Annotated in this window: 8 protein-coding genes; 1 reads left to right on the top strand and 7 read right to left on the bottom strand. The window is 47.0% G+C overall.

From position 1 onward, the window contains the following. Positions 1-123 precede the first annotated feature (123 nt). Positions 124-1,158, top strand: coding sequence for a LacI family DNA-binding transcriptional regulator (locus tag ACFSUF_RS08285; RefSeq protein ID WP_377601963.1), 1,035 nt, complete (start codon positions 124-126; stop codon positions 1,156-1,158). A 21-nt stretch (positions 1,159-1,179) separates the two neighbouring features. On the opposite strand, the gene ACFSUF_RS08280 is transcribed toward ACFSUF_RS08285, so the two are convergent. From ACFSUF_RS08280 to ACFSUF_RS08250, 7 genes are all read right to left on the bottom strand, one after another. Continuing rightward, positions 1,180-2,688 carry an alkaline phosphatase family protein gene (locus ACFSUF_RS08280; protein ID WP_377601961.1) on the bottom strand — a complete coding sequence of 503 codons (1,509 nt, stop codon included), beginning with the start codon at positions 2,686-2,688 and terminating at the stop codon, positions 1,180-1,182. Positions 2,689-3,389: 701 nt separating this feature from the next. Continuing rightward, a complete protein-coding gene (locus ACFSUF_RS08275) occupies positions 3,390-4,805 on the bottom strand; it encodes a PQQ-dependent sugar dehydrogenase (protein ID WP_377601959.1) in 1,416 nt (471 codons plus the stop codon). Positions 4,806-4,822: 17 nt separating this feature from the next. Continuing rightward, positions 4,823-5,407, bottom strand: coding sequence for a hypothetical protein (locus ACFSUF_RS08270; RefSeq protein ID WP_377601957.1), 585 nt, complete (start codon positions 5,405-5,407; stop codon positions 4,823-4,825). 23 nt (positions 5,408-5,430) lie between these two features. Continuing rightward, positions 5,431-6,180 carry an energy-coupling factor transporter transmembrane component T family protein gene (locus ACFSUF_RS08265; RefSeq protein WP_377601955.1) on the bottom strand — a complete coding sequence of 250 codons (750 nt, stop codon included), beginning with the start codon at positions 6,178-6,180 and terminating at the stop codon, positions 5,431-5,433. Positions 6,181-6,190: 10 nt separating this feature from the next. Further along, entirely contained in the window at positions 6,191-6,976 is a 786-nt protein-coding gene (locus tag ACFSUF_RS08260) for an ATP-binding cassette domain-containing protein (RefSeq protein WP_377601953.1), read from the bottom strand. Positions 6,977-7,017: 41 nt separating this feature from the next. Further along, positions 7,018-7,866 (bottom strand): ATP-binding cassette domain-containing protein, encoded by an 849-nt coding sequence (locus tag ACFSUF_RS08255; protein ID WP_377601951.1) that lies wholly within the window; start codon positions 7,864-7,866, stop codon positions 7,018-7,020. Positions 7,867-8,158: 292 nt separating this feature from the next. Then, positions 8,159-12,322 (bottom strand): S8 family serine peptidase, encoded by a 4,164-nt coding sequence (locus ACFSUF_RS08250; RefSeq protein WP_377601949.1) that lies wholly within the window; start codon positions 12,320-12,322, stop codon positions 8,159-8,161. Positions 12,323-12,548 lie beyond the last annotated feature (226 nt).

Genomic DNA, 12,548 nt, shown 5'->3' with positions numbered 1-12,548 from the left:
ACACCTCCGCGGTCGTTTTAAGTTTGTGTTACCGATAACTCTAACTTAGCAGGCGTACCCCCTTGCTGTCAATCAGGAACTTCTCTACAATAGGAATATCCTTTAGCGAAAATGGTGAACGCGTTGACCACGATTTACGATATTGCCAAGAAAGCCAACGTTTCTGCGATGACTGTATCCAGAGTCGTAAACAATACGGGACGAATCAGCGAGGCAACCCGCAAGCGCGTGAAGAAAGTCATGGAAGAGATGAATTATGTTCCTAACTCTATGGCTCGAAGCCTTGTACTCCAAAAAACAAAAATGCTTTCCTTGCTCATCACCGACATCACCAATCCGTTCTTTACAACACTCGCAAGGGGAGCGGAAGATACGGCGAAACGGTATGGCTATAAATTACTTTTTGGCAACAGCGATGAGGATTACGCCAAGGAAAAAGATTACGTCGACATGATTTTGTCCACACGTGTTGACGGCGTTCTTTTCGCCCCTGCAGGAGACCGTTCTCTCGAGCCGCTGCAACAGCTGCAAAATCATCAAATTCCGTTCGTGCTCCTTGACAGGGAAGTACCCGGCATGGAAGCGGATATGGTGCTTGGAGACAGCAAAGAAGGCGCCCGTATGCTTGTCGGGCACCTGATCGAGTTAGGGCATCGCCGTATTGCGCTTATTAACGGGGCACCGGATGTGTCAACGGCCCGGCTTCGTTCCGCGGGCTATTTGGAAGCACACAAGTTAGCCGGTCTGCCCGTTGACGAATCGCTGGTCATTTATGCGAACTACCGCGATTTTCATGAAGATTCCGCGCTGGACGGGCTTCTGCGGTTACCCTCGCCGCCAACAGCGATCTTTGCCGCCAATAACTTCCTGGCTATTGGCGTCATCCAAGCTTTGCGTCAGCGGGGCTATCGCGTACCCGAGGACCTTTCGGTGGTTTGCTTCGATGACTTTGGGCCTGCCGAATCGCTGAATCCTTTCCTGACCGTGGCTTCCCAGCAGGCTTACCAGTTCGGCAGTTTGGGCATGCAGCTGCTGATCGAACGCATTGACAGCGAATCGGACCTGCCCCGGCGCAAGCTGGTTTTGCCCTCGGAACTGCGGATCCGCTCTTCTACGGCAGCACCGACGTCTATAAACACAAAGGCTGCTGATCATTAGGATCTGCAGCCTTTGTGCTGTTCAAAGCCTTCCTATGTATCCCTTACCGGTCAGGTTCAGCAAATAACGCTTCAAGTCCACAATCCGATTCGTTTCCGGCCGCAGGGAAGTGCCGCTCACGATGAACGGGATCAGCGTATCCTCCTTATGCAAGGAACCGTGCGCTCCTCCCCCGTGATGCGACGGAGAATGCTTGTCGGCCAATTCATAGCCCGGCTTGGCGGACAATACCATATAATCGCCTTCATGGGAATGCAGCGCAGCCTGAAGCCTTTTTAGCCCATCCGGATACCGGTCATAAACCAGCCGGCCCAGGTCCATCCCCAGACCGAGTACGCCGTAGTCGCCCTGCACCGTCCACGCCTGCCCGTAGGGATCCGGCAGTTCCCCTCCCTGTCTGTATCTCAGTTCGCCGGCAGAGCCCGCTTTGACAACACGGATCCAATCCCCTTCCCGCCATGCGGCGAAATCGATTCGTTCGTCCTTCAGCAGCAGCCTCGCGATGTCGTCAAAGAGAAGATCGCCTTTCAGCTTATACAAATAAGCCATCGTCTCATTCACGGCCAGAACCAGCTCCGTTTCCTCCGTTACCTCTTTTCCGGTAAGATGCAAGCGATATGCTTGCAAAAGTCGGTCCAGCCTGATGAGGGCTTGCTTCTTCCCGGATTGGAGCTGCGATACCCCGCTGTCGCCCATAACGACAAACACTGCTTGCCTCAGCGCCTCCTCCGGCGATCCGAAAGATTGCAGCAGACGGCCTAACCGCCGATCCGATTTCATGACAAGCTCAAGCCCCGGCGGGCCCTGTTTATGCAGAGGCTTATCCAAATCCGGCATATACATATAAAGAAAATCCGGAAGCTGCTGCTGCCCGATTAGATACCGCGCGCTGTCCACTGCAAAATCGTCATTGAAGCCTAAACGCACCGTAAGCCCGTCGGAGAGGCTGGTTTTATGTTTTAACGGATTCAGGAACGATCCAAAGGACATAAAGTCGGGTCCTTTCACATCTAATCCTTTTGGCAGTGTCGTAAAAGCGCTCATCCACCAGGGAAACGACATCCTGTGGCTTGCTGACCCCCGGTACATAATCCCGTTTATCGAGCCCGAGGTGCAGCCCTGCTCTGCAAGCTGTTCATAAATAGTCGGCGTTTCTTTGCTTAGATGACGTTCGTTTAATTCTATGATGGAACTATGAAGGACCCGGTTGAGCCCGTGCCGCCATATTTCCATCGGACCCGTCCCGTAGTTGATCAGCCGCCGCTCTTGCTTGTCATACCAAATCAGCCCCGGCACACGGTGACGGTCAGGGTAAGTGCCGGTGATTAATGTGCTGTCAATCGCTACAGACATCGTAGGGAACGAACTGATCATTTCTTTCTCCAGGTAACCGTTCTTAATAAGGAAAGAAAATGCCGGCAGAAGGTTCTCTCTCAGCCCTTGCTCCAGAGCCTGAGTAAGCAGAGAATCGATTATGATGAGAATTACTTTTTTGGAGTGTTCCTTGGCGGTTTCATTCTGCTTTACCATCGTTCATGCAACGCTCCTTAGACCGGACTTGATATACAGTCGGGCTGGATCCGACAAGGCAAACAACCCCCGAACTGAGGTGCAGGGGCAGGTGTTATATCGGATCTTTTTTTATAAGTTGGTAATGTCCACCATAGTTTGTTTCAAAAGGGTACTGAGTATACGATAATAAAGGATTGTAGACTGCCTTTTTTCACAACTTCTGATATAAGAAAGACCGTTAGGAGTGCAGAAGCATCTCTAACGGTCTATTGTCTTGTGTTTGGATTATCAACGTGCGGAACATATGTGGAGTCCGGTGTGTGCAAAAGCGAAATTCAGCAAAATAACCGTATCACATTGGCACTCATGCCCCCCTACTCCCCGGTTGAGAAAATAACTTGTTCTGCAGGATACGCTCATCATTTGGCCGATAAAGTCTGGCGGCTTTATTATGCTTATAAGCCAACTCGTATTTCCCAAGTCGATCGTAGCACACGCACAACTGCAAGTGGGGTAACCAAGTGGAACACACTGGGTTTGCCAATCCCCAGTTATCTTTAGGATGTTCTAATTGTGTAGCTGCTGTGTACCAAAATACGGATGTCTGAATGTCGTTTCGTTGTAAAAAGTGATAACCTAGACGACAACAAAATTCAGTTCACTTTCCGCACGCGTTAGCTACACATGAAGTAGAATTTCACCACAGAAAATGCAAGAAATTATGGAACAATTTCAAAAATAGTACCTTGGTTAAAATCAGTCACATTCATAGAGCCATAAACCCCTAAGTATAGCCTGGTTTGATCAAGATTCGTTCCCAAACCAGTATAATAAGCAGATTGGGTCCCAAAATTGTAATCGGTTTCGATCATACTAACATCATTTAGTTTCCCGTCTGTTCTTACCCTGGTGTACGCTAAAACCCCGCTTTTCGGCCGTTGGGAACCTTCCTTCCGGGCAAAATCAGTAAACACAACACTCCCCGTTAAATCGGGTATTCCATACCCCATATACGGTTGTACTCCTGTAAGTGCAGTTCCTCCAAACTTATCGGGCCTGGGATCCTGATGAAAATAACTGGTCAGAGGCGGAAGACGCCGCATTGAAGTTTTTACTGCTTCATCGTAATAAGCAATGGTTTGCTGGTTCAGAGTCGGATTTGCAGGGCAGCCCCTTATAATCGAAGTGGGAAAAGCACCTTCCCACCCCCGCCAGCCAAAATTAATAAATCCTTCTTGGTCAAGTTCGGAATTCATTACAGAAGCTTGAACAAGCTGAGTAACCGGTATTGGTTTATAATGAACGAATGAAAAAATCGACTCCGCTAAGTCCTGTCCGACATTTCCTGCATATTTAATATACTGATTATAGAACTTTTGAAATGAAATGCCCGGTATATTGCGAACCCCTTTGGCGATCACCGTAAGCGTCTCCTGAATAGGTACGGGAAGCTCGTGAAAGCGTGTGACTACGGGCGGATGATCGATATATGGATTCTTATTAACATCAATTTCAATAATCTTCCCGCAAATTTCCATATCATCCTGACTTAAATTAAATGGATCATAGCCCGATCCGCCATCTCCGGTTGTCAAAACAAGTTTTCCTGTTTCAGGTGAAAAGTGTAAGCTATTGACACCATTATGATTAAAAAACGGTCTTCTTACATTAAGCAATGTCCGCCGTTTTTGAGGTTGGCCGTTCGTCTGTAAAATCCATTCTTCAACTGTATCTATATGGTCATATTGAATTTCTCTGTTTATCCACTTTAGGTTTAAGGTTCCTGGATCACACGGGTCAGGTTTAAAAGATTCCGCAAGAGCACCCGGACCTTGTGTTCCAGCTGCTGAATAATGAACATAAAACAGACCGTTATAATGAAATTGGGGATGAAACGCCAGTCCCAGCAATCCCCGTTCATCATATTTACCGCCAGCAGCGCCTAATTTTATGATTCGCGAGCGAATATCTAAAAAAGTCCTTATAACTCCGTTTCCTATGTAAAAAATCTCTCCTGTCTGGGTAGCAATGAACAATCTTTCGACAGAGTCACCCGGAAGCACAGTTGTTTTCAAAACTGTGGGTAAATTTATGTTACTAACAATGGGCTGTAAACTAACCTTGACTTTCATCAAAATACTCTCCCCCCTTCTTATAACCCTTGCACGGATTTTCCTAATTTCGCTGCTAACCGGAGGCTGATTTCCGTCCACATCCAGCTGTATAGCAGACTAAACAGAAATACATATGCGGTTGTGTCGATACGAAAGTTCATGGCGACCGACGTTCCTAGCAAAGGAAAGCGAAAGGCATGTAACACCAAAGTAATTCCTGCCCATAACGCGATGGCGGAAAATAAGACAACCTCAATGCGATTTTTGGAGCGCGCAATGAAGAATCCGAGTCCCAACCCAAGCAATCCTGTTGTAAACGGAAAGATGATGAGCTCGCTCGGTTGGATGAGGAGCAATAACAAGATGCTCAGTGTATAGGCAGTAAGGCCCGAGCGAAATGAAATGAGAGTCGCTAATACAATCGGGGCGGTAGAAAGAGGGCTGATCAAGTATCCCGATCCTGGTAAAAAACCTCCCGCAGATTGGAATAAGGCGGTTATGGCACTTAAAAAAGCAATGGTCACGATGGATTTGGTTTGATTTGCACCAACCCTGGCTAATGGTGATCCGGATTCCATTTGCGGCAGCGATTTTGCCCAATAATTGAGAAACGGTTCACGCATTGTTCAAAGGCCTCCTTATTGGGTCAATTGAGGTATAGAGGAACAAACGCAAACAGCAGAGCCAGGAGCAACACGACGATATCGTGCTTGCCTAGCTTCAATAGATAATAAGCGGTTCGGTCGCATCCGGGGCAATAGCAGCGGGACTCCATGGCCTCCGACAATCGTTCGGCACGTCTGAAGATGATGAAAAGTAAGGGGTTCAAAAGTAAAAACATATCTTTCCCTCTGCCCAATAAATTCCATCTACCGGGTTGTGGTCCGCGAGCCCTTTGTGCTTGCATAATTCGCATAAGATCTTCTAAGAGAAGCGGAAGATAGATTACAGCAATAGTGAACATAAAAACAAACGATTCTGTCCTAACTCCCAGGTATCGCAAAGGGGACAATAATTTGTGCAGTCCCTCCATTTGTTTTTCAGGAGGCGTAGTGGAAAACATCAGCATCACCACCAGGAAAAAAGAAAGTGTTTTCAACGTCAGCAGCGCGGCTGCTTCTATTCCATGTAAACGGAATTGAAAGTAATTCAATATCAACAGGACGATTACAATCCCTCGAATATTTGTCCATACTGTAAGAAGGTGAAGCTTGGAAAGAGTAAACAACAAAAAGGCGATCAACGTATAGATCAAGCTCATTGTTAAAGAATGGGAAGAAACCAGATTTATGGAATAACTGACGACAAATCCGTATTTTGAGCGGGGATCAAGCCTGTGCAGTAAAGAATTGCCGGGTATATAGTGGATGGCGGATAAAGGGCCTAAGCTGTTCATTGTCCACCGCCTAGGTAGGTGTGAGCCGGTCGGTTATGAAAGTGAGAAGCTTGTGTTCCTGAACAAGCTCCGGATCGATTTTTCCAGGGAAAAAGGATTCAAGCTCCTCTTGTAAGCGTAGTAAAGGTGTTGAAGATAAAGGAATATCGGGAGCCTCAAGGGCACGCCGTATTTTGGTAATTTTCAAATCATAGATTAATTGTCCGTGACTTAAAATGACCAGACGATCTGCATGTTCCAAAGCATCCTGCAGATGATGTGTAATAAAGACTATGGTCATAAGCCGTGTTCGTTGAAGTGAGGTTAGCAAAGCTAGAAACTTCACACGGGTCAATGGATCAAGTCCGACCGTCGGCTCATCTAATATTAGGATCTGCGGCTCTAGGATCAGGGCCCCTGCCAATGCAACACGTTTCTTTTCTCCGCCGCTAAGCTGAAATGGGGAGCGATCCTTATATTGTTCAAAATCCAACCCTACACTTTCCATCGCTTCTTTTACTTTTACCGTTATTTCTTGATCATTATACTTCATCCTGCGAAGCCCATAGCGAATATCCCGAAATACCGTTTCTTCAATCAACTGATGCTCCGGGTGTTGAGATACATAAGTGACTTTGTTCAAGAAATCAGAACGTCTTTTTCTGTTGTTCCTCGGGATATTGTCCACATTTACGGTTCCCGTATCCGGATGTAATAAACCAGCAGCCAGTTGCCCCAAAGTGGATTTGCCGGACCCGGAAGGTCCCATGACCGCGACAAATTGTCCATCCGGAATAGAAAACGTTATATCGTTCATCACTTTATTCGCCAACGGTGATCTTTTGGCATGCGTATAGCTTACTTTGCAGAAATGGATTCCCATATGGATTTGGCCAATTCCTTTTCTGATCCGCAGTATTCGGGCAGGTCCATCCCTTTCCTGAGAAGCGCTTTATTGAAACGAACCAGAAACGGCGGAAGCGTCTGGGCCTCTTCGAGAATATCGGAGTGCTTTAATAACGTGAGGACGTCTCCATCAAAAGTAAGACGTCCATGATGTAATATCAGGACGCGATCCGCCCTCAAGATGTCTTCCGGATCATGCGTTACCTGGACGATGGTGAATCCCATCCGATGAAGGCCGGACATAACGTCATGCACTTTGCCGGCACTTTGAGGATCCAACATGGATGCAGCTTCATCGAAAATGATAACTTGCGGTTGCATGACGAGTATGCCCGCGATCGTAACCAATTGCTTTTGCCCGCCGGACAAGGTCCGAACGGAACGATTCCTTAGCTCTTCCAATTGCAGCAATTTCAGTATACGATCTATTCTTGACATCATCTCATCCCGCGGGATTCTTAGGTTTTGCAAACCAAACGCGATATCCTCTTCGACAGTATTGCCGACCATCTGTTCTTCCGGGTTTTGGAAAACAACCCCAACCAGCTGACGGATCTTTTGAATATTCCCAGGATCGGTATTTTCACCGAAAACAAGCACCTTTCCCAGACTTGGTTTCAATAAGCCATTCATTAACTTGACCAAGGTCGATTTCCCCGAACCGTTTCCTCCCACGATGGATACCCATTCACCCGCAGCAATGCTGAATTTGGTATCCTTTACGATCCAGCTGCCGTGATCCAGATAGCGGAACGATACGCCGTCAAAGACGACGGCTGGCGATGCGCCGGAATCGGTCATCCCGTTACCCCATTCCCGTTTCGTTTCTTCCGTTTTCATCCTATGATCAAACGGTTGTACTTTATGTTACATGGCGGTGCCGGGTCCGCTGCTTGCTTTAAGGCAGGACATAAGTGTACCCTCACTTTCTGTTATTCGTTATTTCCTTGACTCCTGTGGCACTTGCGCAGCTCCGCCGGTGTATACCCCCTATGCAACTGTTATTGAATGTGGGGAAACTGTATGATTTGCAAAAATAGGAAAAGGGGTGTCCCCAGTCATCTCATGACTTTTGGGACACCCCTTCTATCGATTATGAATTCCTTGGTTGGAGTCCCAGCTCACGCATGTAATCCGCTAATCCTTTGTTTCCATCGGTCGCTTTCGGTTTGAACTTTCCGTGTAGATCCGGATCTACACGCAAGAAGTTCTTCTCGACGAGACGAACATCTTTCTCATCTACGATTTCATCCTGGTTGAGATCCTCCTTCTTGGAGGGTTTTCCATAAGCTTTGACTAGTAACTTAAGATCCTCAATGTCGATCATTTGGTCTCCATTGACATCTCCTGCGTAGTTAATAGGCTGTTCGGCAGGTAGCCATGGGTCCGTCCCAATGAGCTCGCCATCTTCCAATCGACTCAAATGCACCGTTAGCTTGCTTTTCAAGTGCCCAGGAATCTCAACGATGATATCATAAGCTTTTGTTGAAACAGGAAGGTCATAAATGTAGAACGTTCCGCCTGGATCGATCATTCCTTTATACGTTTTTCCATCTGCTGCCTTAGCATATACTTTGGAACCGATCTGAGTATAATCCCTATTTGAGTCTAACCAGCCGTTCTCGTCCAGGAAAGCTTCGCCCCAAGTAACCGATGCGGCAATCGAACGTTTCGGTATAATCTGAAACCCGTTGATCTGGTTGAATACGGGCGCTATGGTCGGTTCCGTCTCACCGTCTTTCATATAGACAAACTCTTCGATATTCTGTTCGATATTCATTGTATCTTTCTGGTTGTAGTACTTATCATCCGCCAATTTGAAAGTCACATCGAGGAAAGCGAAGTCACCGTCCAAGCCATGGAAATCGTTCCCCGTTATCGAGGCGCCCACCTTCACTTGTTTGATGTTGGTATTCCACTCGTGCTCGCTGACGATGGCTTTATCGAGCTTTACTTTAAGCTCCTTCTTGGCAGCCATCGCTTGAAAAGCAGGATTTACCTGAACGTCTGCAAATTCAAAATGCTTATAGTAATCGACCGTATAGTTTCCTGAGATCAGCTTTTGAACATTGTTCAGGCTCAATGTCATCGTAATGTTGTCGCCCAAATACACTTTTTTCTTATCGTATTGAGGTACGACGTAATCAGACCCTGCTTGGATAAAGCCATAATGGCGGAAATCTCTCACCAGCCGGCCATTGGTTGCCATATCCACCGGGAACAGGGCAAGCGTTACTGGCTGATCTTTGATATCCTCCGGAGTGATCCCGAATTTCGTATCACCTGTAGGCCCAATCGGGAATTCGCCATCCGGAAAGACGTTTTGATTCTGATAATAGTAAAGATGATTGAATGATTGCGTTATGTTGGACGCTGCCAGATAATCAAGGGCTTTGTCATGCAGGTTAGCATGCACCCATAAGGCGCGGTAACTTTTGCCGTCGATTTCTTCCGTCGTGTACATATCATCGCTGACTTCATAGACACCCGGAGCTTTGTCCAGGAATTGGAGTTCAGGCACAGTATTATCCACGACAAATGCTTGTTCTTTGGAGTAAGTACGGCCATCTGCATCGGTTGCGATCATCTTGATCCTGTAGCCGCCTTCCGGCAATTCTTCTGCAATCGGACTGACTCTCGAATTTGCAGGATCCCCGATAAACGGGTACATCCACCCGCCAACCGGAAAGATATTGATCTCTTCGTCCAACGGCGCATCTAAGGCATTAATGGATTGCGGACTGGTTCTTCCCAACGCGCGTCCATCTTTATCGGTAATAAGCACATCAATCGTTTTCATCGGACTATTAAGTTTAAAGAACAGAACTTTAGCCGGACTTTCTAAAAATGGATGGTTCACTTCAGGCAATCGGGTCATGATCGCCTGGTTGCTCAATTGAATATAGTCAATTCCCGGCTGGACCACGCGGAAAGCGAATGGAATCTGATACTTCTCTCCAGCTTGTTCGATGTGAATATAACCCTCATATCTTCCTAATGCAGCTGAAGCCGGGATCTTAAGATCAGCCGTTACCTCAAGCGACTGATTTGCCGCTACACGGACAGAGTCCGGCAAGCTCACTGCAATACCTTGTTCTGCCCCATTTGGAAGACCAGGCTTTGCCGGCAGATACTCGACTGTAATATTGTACTGCTTGTTATCCTTGCTGTTATTTTCGATGACGAGCTTTCGGCTGTCCACTGTTGCCGCGTTCTTCTCGCGCTTGGAGTAGTTTCCAAAGAAGATGGAGCCTGTTCGATCCTCGATCTCAACGATTTGGTCGTTCACAATATGATTTGTTTTGTCCATGACTTGAATCGAAGTTCTCGCAAAGACCGCCTCGGTGACATCAACCTCTCCGGCACCCACTTCATAAACCGAGTATTCTCCCTTAAGATCGTCTGCTGTGTTCATCAACGCAGCTTTCACATCAAAGGGTGTATAATCCGGATTGTGCTGCAAAATCAGAGCCGCGACACCCGCCAAATGTGGAGTTGCCATCGACGTACCTGAAATGCGTGCGTAAGCCGTCGAGTAATCGACACCGTCTTCAGGACTGTTTACAAATTCCGGATAACTGGAATATACCGCTACCCCTGGTCCAACGAGATCCGGTTTGATATCGTAATTCGTATTTACCGGGCCTCTTCCGCTGAAATCAGCCAATTCATTGCCCGATGTAACAATAGAGCTTACCGCTCCAAAAGTAATCTTAGGCTGCTCAAGGGATAATAGGAATTCCCCATCCGCTTTCGTTACCTTGAAGGAAGGAACGAATTTAGGTCCTTGACCCGTGTAGTGTGGAATTTCTCCATCTACGTTATTATAGATAAGCACTGCTTTGGCTCCCGCTGCGTAGGCATTGGCAATCTTCTCGTCCAAGCCGTTCTCTCCCCGCTGCATAAGAGCCACTTTCCCCGTAAAATCTTTCCCTTCAAAATCTGTGCTCATCCCGAGCCCGGCAAATTCAATTGGGAATGTTTGACCGGTGAGATCATTCAGGTTATCGGTGAAATTTTTGGCGAGCAGCTTCAATTCCGGAAACGGCTTATAAACGCTGGAATACACGCTAGCCGAAATCGTTGGAATGACCATCGAGAAATTGCTGGCGCCTACAGTAATGCCAAGGGCTGCTGTTCCTGGAACGCTTAACGTTTTCTCTTTGGGCCCTGCATTCCCTGCCGCTACCAGACAAGTCACTCCTGCGAGTGTCGCATTGTTAATGGCAATGGATTCAGGTGCAAGCGGGTGATTGTACATGGCACCCAAAGATAGATTGATGACATCCATCCCGTCTTCTACCGCTTTATCGATACCTGCGATAATCCCGCTTTCAGGTCCGCTTCCGTAAGGGCCCAGCACCCTGTAAGCATATAGATCCACTTCCGGGGCTACACCTAAAGCCGGGGATTCCACGCTATTGGCTCCTTGTCCGGCAATCGTTCCCGATACATGGGTGCCGTGCGAAGTGTAGTAAGTGCCGCCTCCGGGTTTGCCTTGGTTTACCCAATCCTGATAGGTCGTTTCCATGGGATCCGCATCGTTATCGATAAAATCCCAGCCGCCTCTATACACTTCTTTTAAATCCGGATGATTGTAGTCGATGCCGGTATCAAGAACGCCTACTTTAATTCCCTTTCCTTTAATTCCTTGATTGTGAAGGGAGTCAATCCCTTCTAATGGAATCGCATTTTCAGCTGTTTGCTGCTGAACTTGCGGTTTAGGGGCCGAAGTTATGGCCGCTTCCATAGGATCAAGCTTAACGATGTTGTCTTTCCAGATTCTTTTTACCACACCGGACTCTACCAGTCTTTCAATTTCTGTTCCCGGCAGGGACATCGCAACACCATTGAAGGCAGAGCGGTATTCTCTGGTAATCGTCGCTTCTTTCTTCTCTTGTGACCCGAATGCTGAAGGTTTCTTGCCCTCTTTCATTTTCTGTAAGTGCTTCTTGAAAGTTTCATGATCGTTTTCTGCTTTTTCACTCGCACTAGAAAGGGCTACCCTCTTCCCTTTTCCCGCCTGCTTCGCCACTTGCACTCTAGCCGGATCTTGTTTAAATTCCACAATAACGTTGGTCAATTCATAGCTTCTGAGGTTAATCTCCGGGGATATTACCGGTTGTCCAACTTGGATCTTGCTTGGAGCTGGCAGTTGTCTTTGCTCGGCAAACACTTGATACGGAATCATAGAAGTTAATAGGAAGCTGGCTGCTATTGTCTTTACTATAATTTGGTTAAATCTACCTTTTTTCACAATCGTTCCTCCTCGTTTTTCGTCTGTTATACTAGGATGTGTGAGTTTAGAATATTTTGATAATTAACCTTTGTTTGATTAAGTTTATAAGAGCTTCCGGGACCCGTAAATTGGGGGAATTGAGCTATATCTAAAGCACTAGAACTTCCCAAAACACTGCCTATTTTTCGAAAACCTATAGGGTTGCACTAGAATGGATAGCCCATTTTGGGGGAATTTCGATAGA

The organism is Paenibacillus gansuensis, from assembly GCF_042684925.1.
GTDB classification, from domain to species: Bacteria; Bacillota; Bacilli; order Paenibacillales; family DY6; genus Paenibacillus_N; species Paenibacillus_N gansuensis.
The sequence above is the reverse complement of the archived record's forward strand: the minus strand, read 5'-3'. Positions and strand labels throughout refer to the sequence as shown.

Excerpts from the sequence above, each read along its gene's own strand:
- ACFSUF_RS08280 (WP_377601961.1), bottom strand. The coding sequence starts at position 2,688 with ATGGTAAAGCAGAATGAAACCGCCAAGGAACACTCCAAAAAAGTAATT.
- ACFSUF_RS08270 (WP_377601957.1), bottom strand. The coding sequence starts at position 5,407 with ATGCGTGAACCGTTTCTCAATTATTGGGCAAAATCGCTGCCGCAAATG.
- ACFSUF_RS08265 (WP_377601955.1), bottom strand. The coding sequence starts at position 6,180 with ATGAACAGCTTAGGCCCTTTATCCGCCATCCACTATATACCCGGCAAT.
- ACFSUF_RS08260 (WP_377601953.1), bottom strand. The coding sequence starts at position 6,976 with ATGAACGATATAACGTTTTCTATTCCGGATGGACAATTTGTCGCGGTC.
- ACFSUF_RS08255 (WP_377601951.1), bottom strand. The coding sequence starts at position 7,866 with ATGACCGATTCCGGCGCATCGCCAGCCGTCGTCTTTGACGGCGTATCG.